The 22,141-nt window shown below is 68.6% G+C and carries 24 protein-coding genes and 1 pseudogene; 17 read left to right on the forward strand and 8 right to left on the reverse strand.

Annotated features, from left to right (window positions below; all coding sequences use genetic code 11):
• Positions 1 to 62: 62 nt before the first annotated feature.
• The gene (locus tag ACSHWB_RS35560; RefSeq protein ID WP_439657682.1) at positions 63 to 245 is read left to right on the forward strand and encodes a hypothetical protein; all 183 of its coding nucleotides are present in this window, start codon (positions 63 to 65) and stop codon (positions 243 to 245) included.
• A 191-nt stretch (positions 246 to 436) separates the two neighbouring features.
• On the opposite strand, the gene ACSHWB_RS35565 is transcribed toward ACSHWB_RS35560, so the two are convergent.
• Positions 437 to 913, reverse strand: a complete 477-nt coding sequence (locus ACSHWB_RS35565; RefSeq protein WP_439657683.1) for a hypothetical protein — start codon at positions 911 to 913, stop codon at positions 437 to 439.
• Positions 914 to 944: 31 nt separating this feature from the next.
• Complete coding sequence (locus ACSHWB_RS35570; protein WP_439657684.1) at positions 945 to 1,382, reverse strand: MarR family winged helix-turn-helix transcriptional regulator; 438 nt, start codon at positions 1,380 to 1,382, stop codon at positions 945 to 947.
• An 840-nt stretch (positions 1,383 to 2,222) separates the two neighbouring features.
• On the opposite strand from ACSHWB_RS35570, the gene ACSHWB_RS35575 reads away from it, so the two are divergent.
• Together ACSHWB_RS35575 and ACSHWB_RS35580 are read left to right on the forward strand one after the other, a co-directional pair.
• Complete coding sequence (locus ACSHWB_RS35575) at positions 2,223 to 3,347, forward strand: hypothetical protein (RefSeq protein ID WP_439657685.1); 1,125 nt, start codon at positions 2,223 to 2,225, stop codon at positions 3,345 to 3,347.
• An 87-nt stretch (positions 3,348 to 3,434) separates the two neighbouring features.
• Entirely contained in the window at positions 3,435 to 3,689 is a 255-nt protein-coding gene (locus tag ACSHWB_RS35580; protein ID WP_439664728.1) for an aldehyde dehydrogenase family protein, read from the forward strand.
• 81 nt (positions 3,690 to 3,770) lie between these two features.
• Here the strand turns inward: ACSHWB_RS35580 and ACSHWB_RS35585 are convergent, their stop codons facing one another.
• The 4 genes and pseudogenes from ACSHWB_RS35585 to ACSHWB_RS35600 form a co-directional block, all read right to left on the reverse strand.
• The gene (locus ACSHWB_RS35585) at positions 3,771 to 4,379 is read right to left on the reverse strand and encodes a hypothetical protein (RefSeq protein ID WP_439664805.1); all 609 of its coding nucleotides are present in this window, start codon (positions 4,377 to 4,379) and stop codon (positions 3,771 to 3,773) included.
• Positions 4,376 to 4,789, reverse strand: a complete 414-nt coding sequence (locus ACSHWB_RS35590) for a carboxylesterase family protein (RefSeq protein WP_439664729.1) — start codon at positions 4,787 to 4,789, stop codon at positions 4,376 to 4,378. The genes ACSHWB_RS35585 and ACSHWB_RS35590 overlap by 4 nt, the downstream gene beginning before the upstream one ends.
• A pseudogene (locus ACSHWB_RS35595) lies at positions 4,677 to 4,997 on the reverse strand (carboxylesterase family protein); the annotation flags it as partial. The gene ACSHWB_RS35590 and the pseudogene ACSHWB_RS35595, both read right to left, overlap by 113 nt.
• Positions 4,998 to 5,120: 123 nt before the next feature.
• Positions 5,121 to 6,068 (reverse strand): cyclase family protein, encoded by a 948-nt coding sequence (locus tag ACSHWB_RS35600; protein WP_439657686.1) that lies wholly within the window; start codon positions 6,066 to 6,068, stop codon positions 5,121 to 5,123.
• A gap of 354 nt (positions 6,069 to 6,422) precedes the next feature.
• On the opposite strand from ACSHWB_RS35600, the gene ACSHWB_RS35605 reads away from it, so the two are divergent.
• Complete coding sequence (locus ACSHWB_RS35605; protein WP_439657687.1) at positions 6,423 to 7,784, forward strand: glycoside hydrolase family 3 protein; 1,362 nt, start codon at positions 6,423 to 6,425, stop codon at positions 7,782 to 7,784.
• Complete coding sequence (locus ACSHWB_RS35610; RefSeq protein ID WP_439657688.1) at positions 7,709 to 8,818, forward strand: alpha/beta fold hydrolase; 1,110 nt, start codon at positions 7,709 to 7,711, stop codon at positions 8,816 to 8,818. The genes ACSHWB_RS35605 and ACSHWB_RS35610 overlap by 76 nt, the downstream gene beginning before the upstream one ends.
• A 2-nt stretch (positions 8,819 to 8,820) precedes the next feature.
• On the opposite strand, the gene ACSHWB_RS35615 is transcribed toward ACSHWB_RS35610, so the two are convergent.
• Positions 8,821 to 9,738: a LysR family transcriptional regulator gene (locus tag ACSHWB_RS35615; RefSeq protein WP_439657689.1), complete on the reverse strand. Its 918-nt coding sequence runs from the start codon at positions 9,736 to 9,738 to the stop codon at positions 8,821 to 8,823.
• 111 nt (positions 9,739 to 9,849) lie between these two features.
• On the opposite strand from ACSHWB_RS35615, the gene ACSHWB_RS35620 reads away from it, so the two are divergent.
• The 11 genes from ACSHWB_RS35620 (at position 9,850) to ACSHWB_RS35670 (ending at position 20,685) form a co-directional block, all read left to right on the forward strand.
• Positions 9,850 to 10,794 carry a fumarylacetoacetate hydrolase family protein gene (locus ACSHWB_RS35620; RefSeq protein ID WP_439657690.1) on the forward strand — a complete coding sequence of 315 codons (945 nt, stop codon included), beginning with the start codon at positions 9,850 to 9,852 and terminating at the stop codon, positions 10,792 to 10,794.
• Positions 10,791 to 11,906, forward strand: coding sequence for an FAD-dependent monooxygenase (locus ACSHWB_RS35625; protein WP_439657691.1), 1,116 nt, complete (start codon positions 10,791 to 10,793; stop codon positions 11,904 to 11,906). The genes ACSHWB_RS35620 and ACSHWB_RS35625 overlap by 4 nt, the downstream gene beginning before the upstream one ends.
• On the forward strand, positions 11,903 to 12,907 hold the full coding sequence (locus ACSHWB_RS35630) for an amidohydrolase family protein (RefSeq protein WP_439657692.1): 1,005 nt from the start codon (positions 11,903 to 11,905) through the stop codon (positions 12,905 to 12,907). Before ACSHWB_RS35625 ends, ACSHWB_RS35630 begins: the two co-directional genes overlap by 4 nt.
• Positions 12,907 to 13,845, forward strand: coding sequence for a VOC family protein (locus ACSHWB_RS35635; protein WP_439657693.1), 939 nt, complete (start codon positions 12,907 to 12,909; stop codon positions 13,843 to 13,845). Before ACSHWB_RS35630 ends, ACSHWB_RS35635 begins: the two co-directional genes overlap by 1 nt.
• The gene (locus ACSHWB_RS35640) at positions 13,845 to 14,795 is read left to right on the forward strand and encodes a fumarylacetoacetate hydrolase family protein (RefSeq protein ID WP_439657694.1); all 951 of its coding nucleotides are present in this window, start codon (positions 13,845 to 13,847) and stop codon (positions 14,793 to 14,795) included. Before ACSHWB_RS35635 ends, ACSHWB_RS35640 begins: the two co-directional genes overlap by 1 nt.
• A 7-nt stretch (positions 14,796 to 14,802) precedes the next feature.
• A complete protein-coding gene (locus tag ACSHWB_RS35645) occupies positions 14,803 to 16,032 on the forward strand; it encodes an MFS transporter (RefSeq protein ID WP_439657695.1) in 1,230 nt (409 codons plus the stop codon).
• Positions 16,033 to 16,084: 52 nt separating this feature from the next.
• Complete coding sequence (locus ACSHWB_RS35650) at positions 16,085 to 16,234, forward strand: integrase core domain-containing protein (RefSeq protein WP_439657696.1); 150 nt, start codon at positions 16,085 to 16,087, stop codon at positions 16,232 to 16,234.
• 393 nt (positions 16,235 to 16,627) lie between these two features.
• On the forward strand, positions 16,628 to 18,169 hold the full coding sequence (locus tag ACSHWB_RS35655; RefSeq protein WP_439657697.1) for a hypothetical protein: 1,542 nt from the start codon (positions 16,628 to 16,630) through the stop codon (positions 18,167 to 18,169).
• Positions 18,170 to 18,434: 265 nt separating this feature from the next.
• A complete protein-coding gene (locus ACSHWB_RS35660) occupies positions 18,435 to 19,892 on the forward strand; it encodes a pyridoxal phosphate-dependent decarboxylase family protein (RefSeq protein WP_439657698.1) in 1,458 nt (485 codons plus the stop codon).
• A gap of 179 nt (positions 19,893 to 20,071) precedes the next feature.
• Positions 20,072 to 20,335 (forward strand): hypothetical protein, encoded by a 264-nt coding sequence (locus ACSHWB_RS35665; RefSeq protein WP_439657699.1) that lies wholly within the window; start codon positions 20,072 to 20,074, stop codon positions 20,333 to 20,335.
• A 95-nt stretch (positions 20,336 to 20,430) separates the two neighbouring features.
• Positions 20,431 to 20,685, forward strand: a complete 255-nt coding sequence (locus ACSHWB_RS35670) for an integrase core domain-containing protein (protein ID WP_439664730.1) — start codon at positions 20,431 to 20,433, stop codon at positions 20,683 to 20,685.
• Positions 20,686 to 20,937: 252 nt separating this feature from the next.
• Here ACSHWB_RS35670 and ACSHWB_RS35675 read toward each other — a convergent pair whose 3' ends face one another.
• Positions 20,938 to 21,408, reverse strand: a complete 471-nt coding sequence (locus ACSHWB_RS35675) for a nitroreductase family deazaflavin-dependent oxidoreductase (RefSeq protein WP_439657700.1) — start codon at positions 21,406 to 21,408, stop codon at positions 20,938 to 20,940.
• Between the two features lie 80 nt (positions 21,409 to 21,488).
• Between ACSHWB_RS35675 and ACSHWB_RS35680 the strand changes: the two genes are divergently transcribed.
• Positions 21,489 to 22,109, forward strand: a complete 621-nt coding sequence (locus tag ACSHWB_RS35680; protein ID WP_439657701.1) for a TetR family transcriptional regulator — start codon at positions 21,489 to 21,491, stop codon at positions 22,107 to 22,109.
• Positions 22,110 to 22,141 lie beyond the last annotated feature (32 nt).

A 22,141-nucleotide genomic window follows, 5' to 3' on the forward strand; every position in this document is an offset into this window, starting at 1 on the left:
CGGGAGTTCCAAGCCTTTCCGGCGAGGAACGATCGCAGGTCCTCCGCCGGCCGCGCACGGGAGTGCTCGTCGCCTGCTGCTGCTCCGGCCAGCTCGGTGACGCTGACGCCCTGACCAGCGGCGTGTCCGCCGCGTTCATCGGTGCCGCCGGCGTCGCCGTAGCGGGAGTGCTCATCGCGGGCGCAGCGCTGCGCGGCCGTCGTTCGGTGGTACAAGCCGCTGAACGTCAGTCGGCCAACGTCTGACAACGTCGCTCCGTGGGAGCACGTGACGTGACGGCTGCACGCCCTCGGGCTGGATGCGGGCGCAACCGGCCGGTCCTGGACATCACCTGGTGGTTCGCTGAACGCGGCCGCGCTGATCGATGTGACGGTGGAGGCCTGCTCGTCGGGATCCGCGCGGCAGGACGCCTTCGCGTCGAACCAACGCTGCCGTATCAGCGGGTGGCGTGCTGGCCGTGGTCGCTGACTTGGGCGTCGAACCAGGTGTGCAGGGCATTGCGGAGTCCGGCGTCGCCGGCGGTGTAGGTGGCGCGCGCTCCGTCAGGGGTGGCTTCATAGGCGATGGTGATTCCCCCGCCGTGGGAACGAAGCGCCTCCAGACCGGGCATGTCGTTGCCGTGAATGCGGCCGGGATCGGTGAAGTCGCCGCGCCGGAAGCGGTCCACCTCCGCGGTCAGGTGCTCCTGGATGAGCGTGACCTGGGTGGTGTCCTGCGGGTCGTCGGCGACCACGGTCTGCACCCCGCCGGTGTCGGTCTTGGTGAACCGGTGGGTGGTGCGTTCCAGGTCGAACGGCATGACGGATGTACCCCGCTCGGCGACCTCGGCCTGCCGGTCGGAGGTCTTCGGTGCCGGCGCCGACGGGTTGCCACCGCAGCCGCTGCTCAGCACACCGATGGCGGCTGCGGCCACTAGGAGCAGGGCAAGACGCACCCGATGGTGTTCAGGACGGTTCAACGGTGGCCTCCGCAAGTATCTGCAGCGCGTGCACAACGGCGCCGCGTTGGTCGTCTGGTACGCGATCGAGCAGGGCGGTCAACCGATTCCGGCGGGCGTCTGCCTGTCCGGCGGCTGCGGTGGCACCTGCGTCGGTGAGCACCAGCAGAACGCCGCGGCCGTCGTCGTCGGCCGCTTCCCTGCGCACCCAACCCCGACCGACCAGGTTGGTGACCAGGCGGCTGACGGTGCTCTTCTCCAACCGCAACCGGCGAGCGAGCTCCACCTGACGGATCTGCCCCTCCCTGGCGACTTCCACCATGGCGTGCGCTTCCGATACCGGCAGCGACTGCCCGCACGGAGTCCGGTCGGGCTGATGAAGACCGAAGTTGCGGACGAACCGCATCAAGGCCTCCTGCGCCGCGTCTACGTCCTCACCCTGCATGGTTCGACCGTACAACCAAGTGGTTCGACGCTGCAACCAGTTAGGGTCCGGCCGGGGACGGACGAGTTTCAACACGGCTGGGGCAGTCACGCTGCGCAGCAGGTCCACCTTGGCGCGGCGGACATCGGCATAGCTGATCCCGTGGTTGACGACCCCGAACCAGTCGCCGTCGATGCTCGGGAATCGGCCGTGGAGTCCTGTGACCTGCCCCGCCGGAAGGCGTCAGTCATTGCGGCCAACCGGCAGCGCTTGTGGATGGCCATGTCGAGCAGGGGTTCGCGGGTTGCGGCCCGTGCGAGGCTCGTGGGTCTCTCCCGTGGTTGGCCCTGAGGTGCGTCCAGCAACTTGGAAGTAACAGCCGGTAATGCACATGGCGCATGTGCGTAGTCATCTGGGACCGGAAGGCAGAATCCACGCCTTCTTTCGGAAACTGCATCTTGGGCGCGCGTGCTCCACGGCTTGTGCCGCACCCTTCGGTCTACGACTGTTCTCGCGCGATCTAATCCCCATCGAGGGGCTGCGGTGTGAACGTGGTTCGCAGGCAAGCTGAATGTTGCCACGCGACAGAGAATCTGACGTCTTCTCAAGGCGAAGATCCATTGTCGGCTGCGGCTGGTGATGACGGAGAGTGGTTGAGCAGTTGTGCTGAATGAGACGTGGTCTGGTTCTTAGCTCGCCTGAAGGCTCCGCATCCAGCGGTTGTTCGTCCGTTTTGTGTAATTCCTCGTAGGTGTGGGGTGCGGTCGACTGTTCGAAGCCGAAGGAAAGCTACTATCAACCCGTTCGGACTGCGTTGTCTGGTTCTTCGAATGGTGAACGGGCAAGGAAGTGGGTACCCCTATGAAGGAGGACATTCCTCTGTCTGGCTCCTCTGGAGGTGCCACCCATGTCGAGGACTGGCGCACCGAACTGGGGGCGGTTCTCGCTTGCGCGCGTCCGCTTGAGGATGCGGATGAACTGATCCGCTCGCTTGTGGAGTGTCTGCGGCGGTGTGTGTGGGCGGACTCCGCGGCTCTGACTGTGCCATCGGAGGAGTCGGACTGGCTGCGTATCGCAGTGACCGCAGGTGGTTTCGCCGACTGGGAAGGGCGGCTGCTGCCGTGGGAGGGCTCGGTGTCCGCGCTGGCCGCCAAGTCGGGCCGCGCTGTGGTGATCGACGATGTCGTGTTGGATCGACGTACCGAACAGGCTGCTCGATCTGCCGAGATCGGGCCGACGGTCGTCGCTCCGGCGTACGGGAACGGCTGTCTTCAAGGCGTCGTCATGATCGGGCGTCGGCAAGGCGAGCCGAACTTCACCAGCAACGAAGCCGACGTGGTGGACGCCTTCGCCCGCCACCTGGGGTGGGGTTTGGCTGTCCAGCGGCTCGTGGCCACCGGGTTCATGCATGACGAGCGCTGGAAGATGGCCTCGGAGCTGTACACGCGAGTCGCAGGTCGCCTGTTCGGTGTGACGGCTGCGCTTTCTTCGTTGCGTGTCCGTGCCGCCGGCCCCGCGGCAACGTCGCTGGACGCCGCCATCCGCGATCTTGATGACCTGATCGTCGCCGCCAGGGAGTCCGCCGGAGACAAGGTTGCCGACGCGGAACTCGGCGAGATGCTGCGCCGTCGGTTCTTGTCCAGTTTCGCCAGTGCGACCAGGCGACATCAGCTCGTCGGTAACGCGAAGATCGATGCGGAGGCGTTGTCCGCCTCAGTTCTCGGTTCTGCCGGAATTGTGGAAAGCTGGATTCACGAGACCGTCGCGATAGCGAACAGGTACGGCAGCACGCGATCAGTTCTTCTTGGCGTCAGCGGCCTTGGTTCCGATGAGAACTGCGGGGTCTGCGTCGAGCTGCGCTACACCGGAGTTGCTCCCGGCGATTTCAATTCTGCGCTTGTGGACAGCGCTGCTCGATGCAGGGTCGAACACCAAGTAGAGCCGGATGGCACGGTGGTGCTCCGTGTCTCTGTCTCGTTCGTGTGACGGAAAGTGCTCCGTCAAGCTCCAACCTTCTCTCATGTCGACGGTTGAACTGCCAGTCCAACCGTTGTCCGCGGTGGACACTCGTAGCTGCCGGTTGACGAGGCCGACGCGGTCCGCATCGCCAACGACTCCGACTTCGGTCTCGGCGGCACCGCGTGGACCTCGGACCCGGACCGTGGAGCGGCACTAGCCAGGCGTGTCCACGCCGGCACGATCGGCGTCAACCGGTACGTGCCCGATCCGGCCGCACCGTTCGGCGGTGTGAAGGGCAGCGGTATCGGCCGCGAACTCGGGCCCGCGGGACTGGCCGCATACCAGCAGCTGCAGAGCGTTTACCTCTGAGAAACAGGCCGTCGCCGCCAGGCCGCCCGGAAGTGACCGGACGGCCTGGCGGAGATCACCACGTCCGCACGCCGAGGCTGCTCAGCGTGCTCGGGAGATCAGCTCGAACAAGCGCTCGTCGTGCTTCCTGCGAGCTGAACTCCTGGCGTCGAAGACCATCGTCCAACCGGTGGCGCTGTCGTAGGCAGGCCAGTCGAGCCTGCCACTCTCACCGGGGTCACCCGTGGCAGCAAACCGGATCAGCGCACCCGAGGCCTCGGCGGCGAGCTTGTCGGCCTCGTGACGCTTGCCCGCCACGAGGCTGCGCACCGTGTCGACGTTGTCGAGCACGAACGGGAGGTCTCCACCAGTGTGGTAGGCGGTGACGCCGCCGAAGACCGGAAGCGTCCAGGCGTAGACGGCCGCACGCACGGACAGGCGCCGCGCCCAGGCCTGCTTTGGCACGAGCCGTGGGAAGTCGGTTCGCAGGACCGCCGGCGTGGACGCCTTGTACCGCTCGTTGAGCAGTTGAAGGACTCGCGCCTCGTAAGTCTGCAACCGGTAGGCGTCCTGGAGCGGGCTCGCCGCACCTGCATTGGTGGAGAACTCGGCGAACGTGTTGCTGACCATGAGCGGGACTTGCCGCGAGAGTGCGGAGATCTTGCCGTCCGCTGTGACGGTGCGCTCGGGGTAGAGGGCGCCGTCGATCACCGGGCTCGCGGAGAACCTCGCCTGCCGGAGGCCGCGAGCAGCGTCCGGTGCGGTACCTGCTTGAGCTGCTCGACAGCGGTGACACCGAGTTCCCCGAACACCGCGGCAGTCTGAGCCCGCACGTCGCTCTGGGAACGGCAGGCTGCCTGTCCGCTGGCGACGACGGCCTTGTGGAAGAGCCCTTTCGCGGAAGGCATGCCCATGAGGGTCAGCACCTTGGCGGCACCGCCTGACTGCCCTGCGACGGTGGTTCTCGGAGTCGCGGTATGCCTCGCCGTGGGCGGAGAGGTCCATGTACCCCGGCACGTTGAGCCGGTGGTCGACGCTGACGAAGACCGTGTTGCCGTGGTCCGCGAGGTTGCGGCCGTCGTAGTAGGGCAGTTCGGACGACGAACCACTGGAGAACCCACCTCCGTGCAACCACACGACCACCGGGCGGCGAGCCTCGTTGCGGAGTGCCGGGCGCACGCCACTCCACACCGGGGGAGTGGTCGGCAGACCGAACCGTTCGGAAGCCGCGTAAGGAACTCCCTTGAACGTGTAGACGGCGTCGTCACGGTAGCCGAGCAGAGATCCCCGGGGCGACCGAGGTGATGACGGGCTCGGTGGACTCTCCACCGGGCCCGTTCCGAGGGTCTGCCGACGACGCGGTGACGCTCGCCGCAAGGGCAGCGAAGGCGATGCACGCGCCGGTTGCCTTGCTGCGCAGACCTTTCATCTACAACGCCTCCACGGCGACGATCACTTGACGGCGACGGGGTTGACCGGCGCTCCGACAGCGCCGGTGACCGGGATCGGAGCGGCGGTGAGCCAGAAGGTGCAGACGCCGTCGGCGGCGCAGTCCTCGGCGAGTTCGTCCAGGTCCCACATCTCGCCGAGGAAGAGTCCTATGTGGGGGATCGCGACCTGGTGCAGGGGCTGGAACGCGTCGTCGAACTCGTTGGGGCGTACCTCGCAACCCCAGGTGTCGGTGGCGACTCCCGCGATCTCGGTGCGGTGCAGCCAGTCCAGCGTGCTGAAGGACAGCCCGGGTGACGGACCGCCCGCGTACTCGCCCCACCCCTCGCTGCGAGCGCGCGTGAGGCGCCCGGTCCGCACGCACACCAGGTCACCGCGCTTCACTTCGACGCCCTGGGCGTCGGCGGTGTCGAGCAGGTGTTGTTCGGTGATGGCGAATCCGTCCGGTAGCTCGCCGTCGCCCACAACGCGGCCGACATCGAGGAGAACCCCGCGGCCGGTGATGAGGCCGCGAACGGTCTCGATCCCGGTGAAAGCGTCGCCTTCGCTGGTGACGACTTCGCCTGCGCGGCGCCCGTTCCACGCTCGGCCGTGGTCGAAGATGTGGCCGAGGCCGTCCCAGTGGGTGGAGCACTGCAGCGGCATCGCGATGACGTCGTCGGCACCGCCGATGCCGTGGGGGAATCCCTGGTTTCCGTGTTCCGCGTCCAGTCCGGTGTCGAGCATGGTGTGCACCGGGTTGGTGCGGCGGCGCCAGCCCCGCTGGGGGCCGTCCGCGGAGTACGGCAGCGACAGGGAGAAGGCCCGGCCGCGGGTGATGAGCCGGGCTGCGGCGACGCGGTCGGCTTCCGTGATGTGGTTGAGGGTGCCCAGGACGTCATCGGGGCCCCATCGGCCGACGTTGGAACAGCGCTGGGCGGCCGCGGCGATCGCGGTGGCGGCATCGGTCATGAGCGGTCACTTTCCTGCTCTGGCACCGCGTTCGGTGCTGATCGGGTCGTGACGCCCCGAAGATCACCTCCGGTCCACGCCGACCGCGCCCAGATTCGCCGAGCAGCGGGTATCGGGGAAGGCCGACCTGCTAATGATCGACATCCGCGCGACCGATAGCCGCAGTTCAGTCGCTGCCGGGGTCGAGTCCCATGGCGCGCAGCATCGTCGCGAACCGCGCGGTCATGAGGAAGTTCTGGCTGAGCACCGAACTACCTCCTGCTGTTCGCCGCGGCCGGCGCGGTGTCGATCGTCGGCGCGTCGCTGATGGTCTTCGTCCGCTCCGTTCGCTGACCCGTCCGATCGGAGATTCACGTGATCAACCCCGACGATGCCCGAGTGGAAGCGCTGCTGCGGCGCATGACCATCGAGGAGAAGGCCGGTCAGCTCTTCCACGGCATGGCGGGAGTCGGCCCCGGCGGCAGGGTTCTGGCCGACGACGACCCGGCCGCGATGGGGCCGTTGCGCGCTCAGATCGCGGCGGGCATCTCCCACGTCACGGTCATGGGGCCCGCCACCCCTGCCGACATGGCCCGCTGGCACGACGCCGTGCAGGACCTGGCAGCGCGGACCCGTCTCGGCATCCCGGTGACCCTGTCGCTGGGGCTGGGCGCGGTCCGCGACCCCGATCTGGTCCGCGCGTACGCGGCGACCGTCCGGCACGAACTCGCCGCCGCCGGAATCAGCGTTCTGCTCGGACCAACCCTCGACGTCGCGTCCGAACCGCGTTGGGCGCGGACGATCGAGACGTTCGGCGCGGACCCGGAGCTCGTCACCGCTCTGGCCGCGGCGTTCCTCGACGGGTTCACGGCGGACGCGGACGTTCCGCCGGTAGCGGCCATGATCAAGCACTTTCCCGGTGGGGGACCGCAGAAGGACGGCGAGGACCCGCACTTCGACTACGGCAAGGAGCAGGTGTACCCCGGTGGTGCGTTCGACCTGCACCTGCGCCCGTTCGCCGACGTGCTGGCGCGGTACCCGGTACAGGTCATGCCCTACTACGGCGTGCCCACCGGACCGAGCCTGGACGGCGGGCCGGTCGACGAGGTGGGCTTCGCCTTCAACCGGCGGATCATCACCGGTCTGCTGCGCGAGACCCTCGGATTCAGCGGACTCGTGTGCACCGATTTCGCGCTCGTCACGGATCGGACGGTCTTCAGAGCCCCGATGCGGGCCAGGGCTTGGGGCGTCGAGCACCTGGACGGGCACGAGCGCGTGGTGCAAATCCTCGACGCGGGCTGCGACCAGCTCGGCGGAGAGGTGGCGCCGGAACTGGTGGTCGACCTGGTTCGTGACGGCAGGCTCACCGAGGAACGCCTCGACGCCTCGGTGCACAACGCCGTTCCGTCGTGGTCGTGGAGAACCGAGACGCCGTGCTGCCGATGCGCGAAGGTTGCCGGGTGTACGCCGAGAGCGTGGATTCGCAGGTGCTGGCCGGGTACGCCGATGTCGTGGACGACCCCGTCCGCGCCGATGTGGCGTTGCTGCGCGTCGACGCACCCCACGAGCCCCGCAGCGAGGGGTTCGAGAGGTTCTTCCACGCCGGAAGCCTCAGCTTCGGCCACGACGTCCGGGAGCACGTCGCGACACTTGCCGGCCGCGTGCCGGTCGTCCTCGACGTCATGCTGGACCGCGCCGCGCTGCTCGGGGAGATCGCCGGTCCGGTCTCCGCGCTGACCGCGTCGTTCGGAGTCAGCGACGGCGCGCTGCTCGATGTCGTTTTCGGCCGTGTGCCGGCAACAGGTGCCCTGCCGTTCGAGATCTGCGGTAATGCCGAAGAACTGGCGGCGCGTCGTCCGGACGTACCGTTCGACAGCGCCGCGCCCGCCTATCCCCACCGTCACGGACTCACCTTCGGAAGGCCTGCGATGACCGACCCCCTGACCGACGTCAAAGCCTTGGTGGAAGCCGGTTTGGCCGCCGCCCCGACACCCAGGACCGCGACGGTCGTCGTCGACGACGGCACGGAGATCGCCTACCACCGCTGGGAACCTGGTCCCGGCGTCGAGCCGCACCCCGTCCCCGTCGTTCTGCAGCACGGGTTCACGGTCGACACGATGGTGGAATGGGCCAGCCGCGGCACCGTCGAGGCCCTGACCGCCGCCGGGCGCACCGTCGTCGGCGTCGACGCCCGCGGGCACGGCCTGTCGCAGAAGTCCCCGGATCCCAGCCGCTACGGCGAACCGCGCATGGCCCGGGATCTGCGTGCCGTGATCGGCCTTCTCGACGTGCCCGCGGTGGACCTCGTCGGCTACTCGATGGGGTCGATCATCTCGCTGCTCGTCGCCGCCGAGGAACCGAAGGTGCGGCGGCTGGTCGTCGGAGGCGTCGGTGCCGGAGTCGTCGAGGTCGGCGGTGTCGACACGCGCGAACTGGACGGAGACGTGGTCGCGGAGGCATTTCTCGCCGACGACCCGAGTGCGCTTCCGCCGGAGATGGTGGGCATGCGTGCGTTCGCGGAGATGGTGGGTGCCGACTTCCCGTCGCTGGCGGCACAAGCGCGGTCCCTGCACGTGGGCGGGGTCGACCTCGCCCGTGTCACCGCCGAGTCGCTCGTCATCGCGGGCGACGACGATCCCCTGGCCGTGCGCCCCGAGGTGCTCGCTGACGCTTTGCCGAACGCACGGCTGGTGCTCGTGGCGGGTGACCACAACATCGTGGGCAGCAATCCGGACTTCCGCGCCGCGGTGGTGGACTTCCTCCGGAACTGAGTTCAGCGACGTGGTGGCAGTTCGGCGCCGGCCTGGGCGAAGAGGGTGCGAAGCCAGACGTGCTCGGCGTCGTGGGTGTGCGTCGGGTGCCACCACAGCGCCTCCACGAGCTGCACCACGTCCCACGGGCAGTCCAGCACGCGCAGCCTCTCGTCCCTGGCGAGATGGCGCGCGAGCTGGAACTGCACCAAGGCGAGCCTTTCAGTGCCGAGAACGTAGTACGGCAGCGCGAGGAAGCTCTCCACGACGCACTGGACGCGCGGCGCGGCGCCGATCAGCTGGAGCTGCCTGCCGGCGCCGGTGAACGCGGAAGCGCTGTGGTAGGTGAAGACCCAGGGCAGGCGTTGCGCGTCGGCCATGGTCAGGGAGTCGCCGATGGTCTCGCACTCGCGGTCGGCGATGACGACCCACGAGTCGGTGAACAGGTTGACCGACGGAAGGTCGAACAGAACGCCGTGGGGGAGAAGGATTCCGTCGACCCCGCGCATCGCCTCGCCCCCGGCCTCGATCACCGCGGGGCTGTGGTGTTCCAGCCTCAAGGTGACGGACGGCGCCTGCTCCGCGATCAGCGCGGTGACCCGTGGTCCCAGGACCGCCATCGGGTAGTCGGAGGCGAGGACGGTGAACGTCCTGCGCGACGTGGCGGGATTGAAGTCCGGTTCGCTGGCGAACACGCGCTCGACCCCGGCCAGCGCGAGCCCCGTTCGCCTGCGCAGCTGCACGGCCAGCGGGGTCAGCTCGTAGGAGTTGCCGGCGCGGGTCAGCAGCGGATCGTCGAAGTGCCGCCGAAGACGGGCGAGCGCGCCGGACAGCGCGGGCTGGGAGAGTCCCAGGCGCTCGGCCGCACGCGTGACGGACCGTTCCGCCAGCAGCACGTCGAGCGGGACGAGCAGGTTGAGGTCCAGGTTCGCCAGGTTCACGTCGGCACCGTAATTCGTCTCGCTGATAACCGGTATCAGGATATTCGGGTTCCCTTATATCCGCTGCTCGCGTGACAGTAGTCGCCGTCACCGTCGACGGAAGGACCTCCCGTGGCCGTCCCCTTCGCCATCGCCACCATCTCGACCGGGCGTGGTACCGCCGAGGTCCGGGAGGTGCCCGCCCTCGTCGTCGACATCGAGGGCGCGACCCGGTGGCGGGACCTGTCCGACATCGCACCGTCGGTGCACGCGCTGCTGCAGGAGTGGGAAGTGGTGCTCCCTCGCCTCCGCGGTCTCGTGGAGCAGGCGGACATCCCGCTGGAGCCCACGAGCCTGCGGCCGCCGCTCAACCCCGGCCAGATCCTGCAGGCGGGCGCGAACTACCGCACGCACGTCATCGACCTCGCGGTGAAACACGCACCGGACAGGCCCGCGGACGAAGTGCGTGCCGAAGCAGCGGTGATGATGGACCGGCGCATCGCCGAAGGGGAGCCGTACATCTTCATCGGCCTGTCCTCGTCGGTCACCGGGCCGTACGACGACGTGGTCCTGCCGGCCTACTCCGACCGGCACGACTGGGAGCTGGAACTGGCGGTGGTGATCGGCCGCAGCGCGTTCCAGGTGAGCCGCGACGACGCCTTGGACCACGTCGCCGGGTACACCATCGCCAACGACCTCACGACTCGCGATCTCGTTTTCCGGCGGGACATGCCGGAGATCGGCAGCGACTGGTTCCGCGCCAAGAACGCACCAGGCTTCACACCGCTGGGTCCGTACCTCGTTCCGGCCGAGTTCGTGAGCGAGCACCCGCAGGTGCGGCTGGACCTCAACGGCGAGGTGATGCAGGACGAGTCCACAAAGGACATGATTTTCGACGTCGCCACGTTGGTCTCCGCCGCGTCCAGGACCGCCGTGCTGCGGCCCGGCGACCTCCTGCTCACCGGCAGCCCCGCGGGCAACGGCATGGCACACGGACGTTTCCTGCGAGCCGACGACGTCATGACCGGGTCGATCACCGGCCTCGGAACCCAGCGCACCCGCGTGGTGAACCCGTGAGCGCCGTCGAGACGGTCGGGATCATCGGAGGCGGGGTCGCCGGGCTGGCCGCCGCGATCCTGCTGGCGGAGGAAGGGGTGGCCGTCGACCTGATCGACGCCAAGTCCGACATCGGTGCGCTCGGATCCGGTATCACGTTGCAGGGCAACGCGTTGCGGGTGCTGCACCGGCTCGGCGTGTGGGACGGCGTGCGACGCCTCGGTTTCGGGTTCGACACCCTCGGCCTGCGGGCTCCCGACGGCACCGTGCTGGCCACGATCCCCGACGCCCGCACCGGTGGACGTGACCTGCCCGCCACCGTCGGCATGTACCGCCCCGACCTCGCCAGGCTCCTCGCCGACCGCGCTACCGGGCTCGGGGTGAAGATCCGGACGGGCGTGACGGCGACGGCGCTCACCCGGGAAGCCGAACTGTCCACCTCGGACGGTGGTCGTGCGCGCTACGACCTGGTGATCGGCGCCGACGGCGTGCGGTCGTGGACCCGCGCGGCGCTGGGGGTCGACCTCACCACCGAGCCGATCGGCATGGGCATCTGGCGTGCCTTCGCCCAGCGACCGGAGTCGGTGATCCAGACCGACCTCACCTACGGCGGCGAGGCCTACATCGCCGGGTACTGCCCAACCGGTGAGGAGACCCTCTACGCCTACCTGGTCGAGGACGCGCAGGACCGCAGCGGTCTGAGCCCGGACGAACGCCTGAGCACCATGCGGGCGCTGGCCGAGAACTACCACGGCCCCTGGGACGACATCCGCGCGAACCTCGTCGATCCCTCACGGGTCAACTACACCTGGTTCGAACACCACCTGCTGGACGGTCCCTGGCACCGCGGCAGCGTCGTGCTGATCGGCGACGCGGTGCACTGCTGCCCGCCGACCCTCGCCCAGGGCGCCGCACAGGCACTGGAAGACGCCCTCGTGCTCGCCGAACTGCTCACGACCCGGGACGCCGTCGACGAGGACCTGTGGGCCGAGTTCTCCGCCCGGCGCCTGCCCCGCGTCCGCGCGGTCGTGGAGGGATCGGTGCAACTGTGCCGCTGGCTGATGGCCGGCGAGCGCGGTGACACCGCGGGTCTGATGGGCAGGATCGCCGCTGTCGTGTCGGAGGCACCATGACGGCCGTGGTCGATGTGCACGCCCACTGCCTTATCGCCGAGGTCGAGGCACTGGTCGCCGGGCACGCGGGTCTGGCGGAACACCGCGCACTGGATGCTCTTCGCAACGGGCCGGAGTCCTCCGCGGTGTCCGGCGCGATGGTCCGATCCGCGTTGCCCTCGCTGACCTCCGTCCAGCAGCGACTCGTGGACATGGACTCCGCCGGCGTGGACGTGCAGGTCGTGTCGCCCTCCCCGTCCCACTACCACTACTGGGCGGATCGGGACCTGGCGACGCAGGTGTGCCGGGCCGCGAACAACGGCGTCGCCGGTCTCGTCGCTTCGGCGCCGCAACGGCTTCGAGGTCTCGGCCTGGTTCCGTTGCAGCACCCCGACCTCTGCGCGGGCATGCTCGACCACGCGATCGGGCTCGGGCTCAAGGGCGTGGAGATCTCCTCGTTCGCGCCGGGCGTCGAACTGTCCGACGAGCGGCTGGACCCGTTCTGGGCGCGCGCGTCCGACACCGGAGCGGTGGTCTTCCTGCACCCCTTCGGATGCTCTCTCGACCAACGGCTGGACCGCTTCTACCTGTCCAACACGGTGGGGCAGCCGGTGGAGAACGCCGTGGCGCTCTCCCATCTGATCTTCGGAGGCGTCCTCGACCGCCATCCCGGCCTGAAAGTCGTGGCGGCGCACGGTGGTGGCTACCTGCCGACCTACCTCGGCCGATCCGATCACGCCTGGCAGGTGAGACCCGAGGCCCGCGGCTGCGCGGACCCGCCGTCGTCCTACCTGCGCAGGCTCTGGTTCGACTCGCTGGTCCACACCCCGGAGGCGCTGCGAGCCCTGGTGGCCGCCGTCGGCGCTGACCGGGTGCTCCTCGGGTCCGACCACCCCTTCGACATGGGCGTCACCGACCCGGTCGCCCGCCTCGACGCCGCCGGACTGAACGCGGGCGACCGCGACGCGATCGCCGGTGGAACCGCACTGAAACTGGGGCTCGGCCCCGGGAAGGACTCGTGATGGCCCAGCGGCTGATCACCCACCTGCGCCACGTGGATCTCGCGGTGCCGGACCTGGCTCTCCAGCAGTCGTTCTACACAGGACAGTGGGGGCTGACCGAGGTCGCGACCGACACGGGACTCTCGTTCCTGGCCGCGGAAGGCTCACCCGAGCAGTACGTCGTGAGACTGCGGCAAGCGACCGACAAGCGCATCGACCTCATCGCGTTCGGCGCGGCCAGCCCGGCCGACGTCGACACGCTGGCCCAGGCGCTGGCCCGCGACGGCGTCAAGCTCGTCTCCGAACCGGGCGTCGTCGCCACACCCGGCGGGGGATACGGCTTCCGCTTCTTCGACAACGAGGGCCGCACCGTCGAGGTCTCCGCCGACGTCACGCTGCGCGCCCACCGCAAGGTCGAGGAGGGCGAGTCGGTTCCCGTCCGGCTCTCGCACGTGGTGATCAACTCGGCTGACCCGGAGGGCACGGTCGCCTTCTACAAACGCCATCTCGGCTTCGCGCTCTCGGACGTCCTCATGCACCCGCGCATGGGCAACATGATGTGGTTCCTGCGCTGCAACGACTGGCACCACAGCTTCGCCGTCGCACGCGGCCCTCATCCCGCACTGCACCACGCCAGCTTCGAGATGCGCGGCATCGACGAGTACATGCGCGGCACCGGCCGCCTGCTGCGCGCCGGTGTCGAGAAGATCTGGGGACCGGGCAGGCACAAGGCGGGCAACAACACGTTCTCCTACTTCCTCGACCCCCAGGGAAACACGCTCGAATACACCACCGAGCTCGACCGTCTCGACGAGGACACCTGGCACCCCGGTCTGCACGACTTCAGCGACCCCGCGGTGTCCGACCAGTGGGGCACCGCCAACCGCATGGACGAGTTCGTGGCCGCGAAGTCGTTCAACGACCCGGACCGGGGCCTCTTCCAGGCCCCGCCGGTCTGATGCGGTTCGCGACCGTCGAGGAGCCCGGCGGCGACGTCCGCTGCGGCGTCGTCGACGGGGACACCCTGCTGCGCCTGCCCGCTGGAACGAGCGTGCTGGACCTCCTGAGGTCCGGCACGCTGCTCGAAGCGGGCGAGGCGGCCGACGACCCGATCTCGTTGTCCGGACTGAGGTTCCTGCCGCCGGTCGACGCACCCACGGTGCGGGACTTCGTCGCGTTCGAGGAGCACGTCGAAGGCATCGCCGGTGTGGTCGACGAGGCCTGGTACGCCGCACCGACCTTCTACTTCACCAATCCGTACGCGCTCATCGGCGCCCACGACGACGTGGCCGTTCCGCCCGGCAGCCACCGTCTGGACTTCGAACTGGAGGTCGCCGCCGTGATCGGGACTCAGGGCTCCGACCTGACCCCTGAGCAGGCCCGCCACCACATCGCCGGCTACACGATCCTCAACGACTGGTCCGCCCGCGATCTGCAGTTCCGCGAGATGGCGGTCCGCCTGGGGCCCTGCAAGGGCAAGGACTTCGCCACCACGCTCGGCCCGGTCCTCGTCACCGCCGACGAACTGGAGCCCCACCGCGATCCGGACGGATTCCTCTCGCTGGGCATGACCGTCGCGGTCAACGGCGTGGAGATCGGCCGCGACCTGCTGTCCAACATGGCCTGGCCGTTCGAGGACCTGGTCGCCTACGCCAGCCGGGGCACCGAGGTGCGCCCAGGAGACGTCCTCGGCTCGGGAACCTGCGGCAACGGCGGCTGCCTCGCCGAACTGTGGGGGAGGGGCAGCGAACTACCGCCGCTGGTCCCGGGAGACGTCGTGACCATGACCGTCGACGGCCTCGGCACGATCGCCAACACCGTCGTCGCGGGCGTCGGCCCGCACCTGATCCCGGCCGCGCGCCGACGCGGCCGGCACAGACCCGCTTCACCCGGTCCCACAACGATGTGAGGTGCCCATGACCGCCGCCCCCACCCGCACCGCGGGTCTTCCGCAACTGCTCGTCCTGCTCGCCGCGAGCTCGCTCTCGGTCCTCGGCGCGGTGCTGATCGCTCCGGTGCTGCCCCAGATGAGCGCGCACTTCGCCGACGTCCCCGGTGTCGGCGTCCTCGTGCCGCTCGTGCTCACCGTCCCGGCTCTGGTGATCGGCCTGACCGCCCCGTTCGCGGGCGTGATCGTCGACCGGATCGGACGCATCCGCATCCTGCTCGTCGCGCTCGTCGTCTACGCCGCCGCGGGCACCGCGCCGCTCTGGCTCGACGACCTCGGTTCGATCATCGCCAGCCGAGTGGTCGTCGGCGTGTGCGAAGCCGCGATCATGACCAGCGCCACCACCCTCATCGGCGACTACTGGACGGGCGACCGCCGCAACCGCTACCTCGGCCTGCAGGCCACCGTCGCCACCATCTCCGCGACCGCGTTCATCGCCGTCGGCGGTGCGCTGGGCGTCGGCGGGTGGCGCGCTCCCTTCTGGATGTACCTGGTGTCCCTGATCCTCGTCATCCCTGCCGCGCGTCTGTTGTGGACGGACGGCGGCAGCTCGTCCGCCAAGGACTCGGTGCGGGTCGCCCTGCCGTGGCGGACTCTTGTCGTGCCCTGCCTGGTGTCGGTGGTCGGCGGAGCGGTGTTCTACGCCCTCATCGTCCAGCTCTCGTTCGTCCTGAACGGCATCGGCGTCACGTCATCCGGGCTGATCGGCGCGGCGACCGCCGTCATGTCGATCGCGACTGCGGCCGGCGCGGCCCTGTTCGGCAAGCTCGTCCAGTTCGGCCGCCGGACGTTGCTCACCGCCGAGTTCGCTCTGGCGGGTGCCGGCCTGGTGGTCGTCTTCGCCTCCGGTTCGCTGCCGGTGATCCTCCTGGGCGCGGTGATCACCGGCTTCGCGACCGGCGTGCTCCTGCCGACCCTGCTCACGTGGGCCGTCGACCGCCTCGACTACGCGGCCCGCGGCCGGGGGACCGGCCTGTGGACGGGGGCGTTGTTCGTGGGCGAGTTCCTCTCACCCCTCGTGATCGCTGCTTTCGCGGCCGTGGCGGGAGGTCTGCGAGGAGGGATCGCGGTTCTCGGGGGTCTGTCCGTGGCGGTCGCCGTCGCGCTCTGGATCGCACTGAACGGGCATCGGGATCGCAGGTCCGAGCCAGTCCAGCTCGCGTCATCCGCGACCGAGACGCCAAATATCCTGCGTTGATCGACAAAACCCTCAGCTCCGCAGGGTCGCTACGGTGCTGACCGGTGTCCGTATGAAGTCCGTCGTGGAACGCTGGGTCAAGACACTTCGCGCCGAACTGCTGGACCGCACGCTGATCTGGAGCCACACCCACCTACGGCACGCGCTGCGCGAGTACGAGCGGCACTACAACGAGCACCGAACCCACCGATCCGGGGTATGACCGTTCGAACGGAGAATGAGCCCTTGGCGTCTGCAGCGGAACGAGTTCGTCGCGGATCGCGTATGTGTAGATGGTGCGCATCGTGGCGAGGAGATGCTCGTCGGTGCTGTGGCCGCCGCGGCTTTGGCGTGCTGGCTACGAGCCATGACTGAGGCTCAGCCCCTGAAGGCTTCGGCTGGCAGGGGCGAGCCTGCCGTCTGTTCTGGCAGCATCAGCGGGAGATGGGAGCACCATCGTCCGGCTTACCCAGTGAGGACGCGCCTCGCGGCATGAGCGCGTCTTCGTTCGGCACACGATCAGCGGTAGGACAGGATGTTCTTCGGCTGGCCTGGCAATGGCGCCGCAGGTTCATTGCGGATGAACGTTGGACGCGAAGCCGTCAGAATCGTCTGCATGCTGACCCCGCCGCAGATCCGCCGCCGACTGAGTGAGGGTGCCGTAGCGGCCGTGCAGGGCGGCCGGCTTGTTCTGGACGAGACCGCGTCCTGGCTCACCTCGGTGACCGCACGTGAGTTCTTGCGGATCGACCACGATGCTCGCCAGTTCCGCTACGGACGGCCGGCGCTGGGAAAGCCGGAGGAGTGGACGAGTGAGGTTCTGGCGAGTCCGTTGCCCGTCGTCGCGGTACTGGCCAGCATGCACCCCGACGGATACGTGCGTGAGCGCGCTGTTCGGTCCTTGGTCACCTCTCTGGACGCGTTGAGTGATCGTGCCCTGGCAGTCCGAGTCAACGACCACGTTCGAGTGATCCGCGAGGTGGCTGCGGGCGAGGTGCTGCGACGACGGACGTTGGATCACGCCGACCACGTGGTTCCGCTACTGCGTCGGATCGAGCAGCGCGGCCGGGGCTTCGAGGTCTTGGCGCTGTACGTGCAGGCACTGGTCACCGAGCACGGCGAGGCGGACGTGTGGGCTCGTTTCCGCAGGTCCACGGACTACGAACTCCGGCGCGCCGCCTTCCGGCACAGCTTCGACTCCGGACTGCTCGGGTTGCCGGACGCGGTCGTGCTGCTGCCCGGAGAGAGGGACCAAGTGGTCCGCCGGCTGCTCATCGAGGTCATCGCCGACTCGGCGACTCCTGATGTGATCGCCAGGGTGCTGCTTCGCGACCGGTCCGCCGAGAGCCGCACCCTGGCATTGGTGAAGCTGACGGCTGCGCGGCTCGACCCCGCCGACGTGGAGCGGCTTCTGCTCGACTCCTCTGTGCTCACCCGGTTGTGGGCTCGTCGCCGCTGGCAGGAGATGGGACGCGATCCAGCCGTTGTCTATGCCACGTGCGCACATTCCACCGCCAAACCCGTCGTGCGCGCTCGCGCCTACATCGGGCTCGCCGAGACCGGCACCGTCGTCGAACGGCAGGAGATCGTCGGCCTGGTCCGCAGCACGGAGCTTCCGCTGCGGAAAGTCGGCCTGTTGTTGCTCCGGGACGGTGCCACCGCCGAGGACATCCCGTTGTTGCTCCGGTCGGTAGCCGGTGACCACTCGCGAGTGGCGCGGTTGGCCGGCGAGGTCCTCATCGGCAGCCCTCGGTTGTGGTCTCTCACCGACCTGGCCCCGCTCAAGGCAGCGAAGGATCCGGAACTTCGCCGCCGGGCATGGTGGCTTCACCGCCGGCGCGGCGGGTGGGAAGCGGTCATCGCTGATCTCGAGTTCCTCCACGACTCAGACCCGCGGTTGGCCGCCTTGGGCCGGCAGCGCGAGTTGCCGATGTACCTGCGGCCGACCGACACCCAGAAGCGCCGCATCACGGAGCTGCTCTCCACCGTCCCCATCAGCCGCGATCAACGCAGCTCCATCGCGTTCGCTGCCGGACTTCCCGACCTGCCCCGCTCCTCTGCAGCGCAGGACTGCGTACCGGTACCGCACTCCGAATCGGTACCGGTCACGTCTCACAGGCAGTGGTGGCGCATCTGGAACCGGCCGTCGAGCAGGTGACAGACACACGAACTGACTGTGCTCTGGGCTGAGCCATCCCGCCGCACGGGGCCATGCTCACCGACAGCGAGCGGTGCTTGGTCGCGCGCATCCAATGATCAAAGCCGCCCGCTGCGATTCGGCGTTGCGGCTCACACAGCTCGAAGAATTGCGTGATGTACCAATCACGGATGTACGGTTGGTGATCGTTCACGTTGGGGTGACATCCGCGTTTCAGCGGCAACGGCCGACGTCAAGGTTGATCATCTTCGCCTAGGGTCGGCCGGTGCATGTCACTCAACACCCGGTCGAAGGTCCGCTCGCTGTCGAGCCGGCCGACTTTCGGCGAGAACTCCTCCGCACGGCGAACTGGGTCGCCGACTACCTCGAGGCCGTGCCCGACAATCCCGTGTCCCGCCCGATGTCCACAGACCACCGCCGGCGGCTGTCCGCCTCCCCTTTGCAGGACACCGGGCGTCCGGTGGCGGAGTTTCTCGACTTCGTCGACACCGACGTGACTCCCTATCCTGGAGGCAACGGGCACCCGGCCTTCTTCGCCTGGATCACCACTCCGCCCGCCCCGATCGGCATCCTCGCCGACCTCATCGGATGCGCCCTCAACGCCAGCTGCGGTTACGGCGAGAACGCGCTGGTGGACATGGAACGTGGCGCCGTGCGCGCCCTGGCCGAGCTCGCCGGCCTGCCCGCGCGCACCGGCGGGGTGCTCACCAGCGGCGGTTCCATGGCCAACCTGCTGTGCCTGGCCGCAGCGCGAACATGGTTCTTATCGACTCGGGGCGCCACCGACGGTGACGCCCACGACCAAGCGCACGCCCGTCTGGTGTGCTACCAGTCCATTGAGACCCACATGAGCGTCGCCAAGGCGGCCCGCACCATGGGGCTACCCCCTTCACGGATTCGGAACATCCCGGTCACCGCCGACCTGCTCATGGACATCGACGCGCTGCGGACCGCTGTCGAGGCAGATCGAGCCGCTGGACTGCTGCCGTTCTGCGTGGTGTCCAACCTCGGGACGGTCGGCACCGGAGCGGTCGACCCGCTGCTCGAGATCACCCGGTTGTGCCGGGAACACGGCATGTGGCACCACGGCGATGGCGCCTACGGCGGTCTCGGCGCCGTGCATCCCGATCTGGCACCCCACTACAACGGAGTCGACGAGCTCGATTCATTGACCGTGGACCCGCACAAGACGCTGAACGTCCCCATCTCCTGCGGCGCAGCCCTGGTCACCAACGCCGAAAGCCTGCGTGCGGCGTTCACCGCCGAAGCGTCCTATCTGGACGGCAACGACGACTGGCCGTGGCTGTCGGAGTACACCCTGGAGCTGACCCGCCCCAGCGGGCGGGCGCTGGCCCTCAGGGCCGTGCTGCACCAGCTCGGCAAACGAGGTGTGATCGAGCTGTTCGACCACTACCTGCGCCATGCCCAGCTGCTGCGGGAACTGATCAGCGAGCGACCCGAACTTCACCTGGTCACCGCCGGCCCCTGGGCGATCACCTGTTTTCGCTACCTGCCCGAGGACTTCGCCGGGGACATCGACGAGCTCACGGCCCAAGTCGCCCAACGGGTCCAAGACCGCGGCGAGGCTTTCCTGGCCACCGTGCGAGTTCACGGCAGGCTGACGCTGCGGGCGTCGGTGTGCGGGCACCGCACCACCAAGGCCGACATCGAAACCCTTCTCGCTGAGGTGCTCCACGTGGGCAGGCAGCTGGTCACGAGTTGACCTTCTCCACCAGGTGCGACCCTGGTGGATCTTTCATCGCAGTTAGCGGGGCGCACCCGGAGACAGTCGAGGTGCGCCCCCGCGCGACGGGGCCACGACGGACGCCGGTCAGAACCGCACACCCGGAATTGCTTGCACGGGGTGCAGGCCAGGCTTGACCCCGACATCACGGGGACCCTGTGCGTGCCGAGAAGTACGTCCGTGCAGGTCAGCAGGCATCGGTGGGTACCTCACCATCCGGCATGATCGCGGTCGTGCTGGTCCGCTTCGCCTACCTCGCCGTCTCCTACGCCTTCGCTGCGCTGTGGCTCTTGCGTATGACTGATCGTGAGAAGGACGTCGAGATTCTCGCGCTGCGCCATCAGTTCGTGGTCCTGAGCAGACAGCTCGGTGATCAGCGCCCACGATTGCGGCCTGAGGAGAGGGTGTTGCTCGCGACCTAGACGCCAGATACCCGGCGTTGATAGACAAAATCCTCGGCGCTGCCGGGATCGACACGGTGCCGACCGGTGTCCGGATGCCCCGCATGAACGCGATCATGGAACGCTGGGACAAGACACTTCGAGCCGAACTGCTGGACCGCACGCTGATCTGGAACCACACCCACCTACGGCACGCGCTGCGCGAGTACGAGCGGCACTACAACGAGCACCGCACCCACCGATCCCTCGCCGCCGCAGCACCCTTGCGAGCCCGGCACCAGCCCCTTGGACCTGACCGGATCGAACGCCTCGCGGTACTCCGACGGGACCGTCTCGGCGGAGTCCTCCACGAGTACCGGCATGCCGCTTGACCTGTGCGGACGTAATTTTCGGCACGTACAACGCCGACACGTCGTGGCGGCAGTTCCTGCGTGCTCAGGTGGCGAGCGTGCTGGCGTGCGTCTTCTTCCAAGTCGACTGCGTCGTCACCGAAGGCCACACAGAGCGCGGGACCACTCTTCACCACGACCCGATTACCCGCTCACAGGATCAGGCAGTGGCGCCGTTCGTCGTCGGCGGCTTGATCAACGAGCACGAACCTGCCGCAGGTTCTTCGACACGGCCTAATCGGCAGATGTGGCGTCTGCGGGTTCGAGCACGACCACGGGGATCTTCCGCTCCGTGTAGGACGCATAGGCCGCATAGGGCTTGTAGACCGCCACTGCTCGCTCCCACAGGCGGGCACGTTCCGCGCCCTCCGCGACACGTGGACGGACTCGCCGGCGTTCGCCGCCGGGCAGCTCCACCTCGGTGGCCGCCATCGCCATCAGGTTGTGGAACCACGCTGGATGCGCGTCCACGCCGCCCTTCGACGCGATGACGACCAGCCGTGGCGAGTCGTCGACGTAGATCAGCGGGCTGGTCCGGGACTGACCGGACTTGCGGCCGACGTGGTTGAGCAGCAGCACGGGCGCGCCGCCGAAGAACGACCCGCCCACCTTGCCGCCGGTCTTGCGGAACACGAACGTGTTGACGCGCGCCATGAGCCGGTTCAACTTCCAGAAGGGCGATGTGGGCGCGGGAGGTTTCGGCATGGCGAAATAGTGTCAGCAACTGACAAGTGTCGTCAAATGACAAAAGTCGGCTTGTGACTCGACTGCCGTAGGCTGACCGCATGGAGAAGCGCGGTCTGCGGGAGCGGAAGAAGCAGCGGACGCGGGAAGCGCTGATCGACGCGGCCCACGCGTTGTTCTGCGCCCACGGCTTCGAGGCCACGACCATCGACCAGATCGCGGAGGCGGTGGAGGTCTCGTCGCGCACGTTCTTCCGGTACTTCACCTCCAAGGAGGACGTCGCGCTGTCGCTCGCGGATGACCAGATCACGGCGGTGCTCGAGGCGTTCGCCGCGCAACCCGCTGACATGCCGGTGCTGACCGCGTTGCGGACGGCCGCTGTCGACGTCGTGCGGGCTTACGAGGCCGAGGCGCGCTACCACAGCCTGCAGAGCCTGATTTCGGTGAGCCCGGCGTTGACCGCCGCGCGCGTCGAGCGGGGGACCGCCCGGTTCAGCGACGTGGCGCGCCTGATCGGTGCCCGGATGGGGGTGGACCCGGACGTGGACCCCCGGCCAGGCCTGGTGGCCTCGGTGGCGCTGTGTGCCGTGCCGACGGCGATCGTCGCGTGGCGAGCCGCCGGCCACCAGGCGCCGGAGTCCGACCTGACCGGGCAGGCGTTCGACCTGCTGTCCGCCGGCCTCGACTACCCGGCGAAGCTCGCCGTGCGCGGTGAGGGCTGACCGCTCGGCGGGCGCTCGCGCCGGCGATCATG

Source organism: Lentzea sp. HUAS TT2, from assembly GCF_051853195.1.
GTDB lineage: Bacteria > Actinomycetota > Actinomycetes > Mycobacteriales > Pseudonocardiaceae > Lentzea.

Bases quoted from the DNA above. Each gene is read 5' to 3' on its own strand.
- ACSHWB_RS35645 (WP_439657695.1), top strand. From the start codon at position 14,803: ATGACCGCCGCCCCCACCCGCACCGCGGGTCTTCCGCAACTGCTCGTC.
- ACSHWB_RS35650 (WP_439657696.1), top strand. From the start codon at position 16,085: ATGAAGTCCGTCGTGGAACGCTGGGTCAAGACACTTCGCGCCGAACTG.
- ACSHWB_RS35670 (WP_439664730.1), top strand. From the start codon at position 20,431: ATGGAACGCTGGGACAAGACACTTCGAGCCGAACTGCTGGACCGCACG.
- ACSHWB_RS35635 (WP_439657693.1), top strand. From the start codon at position 12,907: ATGGCCCAGCGGCTGATCACCCACCTGCGCCACGTGGATCTCGCGGTG.
- ACSHWB_RS35640 (WP_439657694.1), top strand. From the start codon at position 13,845: ATGCGGTTCGCGACCGTCGAGGAGCCCGGCGGCGACGTCCGCTGCGGC.
- ACSHWB_RS35630 (WP_439657692.1), top strand. From the start codon at position 11,903: ATGACGGCCGTGGTCGATGTGCACGCCCACTGCCTTATCGCCGAGGTC.
- ACSHWB_RS35575 (WP_439657685.1), top strand. From the start codon at position 2,223: ATGAAGGAGGACATTCCTCTGTCTGGCTCCTCTGGAGGTGCCACCCAT.
- ACSHWB_RS35600 (WP_439657686.1), bottom strand. From the start codon at position 6,068: ATGACCGATGCCGCCACCGCGATCGCCGCGGCCGCCCAGCGCTGTTCC.
- ACSHWB_RS35680 (WP_439657701.1), top strand. From the start codon at position 21,489: ATGGAGAAGCGCGGTCTGCGGGAGCGGAAGAAGCAGCGGACGCGGGAA.
- ACSHWB_RS35675 (WP_439657700.1), bottom strand. From the start codon at position 21,408: ATGCCGAAACCTCCCGCGCCCACATCGCCCTTCTGGAAGTTGAACCGG.
- ACSHWB_RS35655 (WP_439657697.1), top strand. From the start codon at position 16,628: ATGCTGACCCCGCCGCAGATCCGCCGCCGACTGAGTGAGGGTGCCGTA.
- ACSHWB_RS35570 (WP_439657684.1), bottom strand. From the start codon at position 1,382: ATGCAGGGTGAGGACGTAGACGCGGCGCAGGAGGCCTTGATGCGGTTC.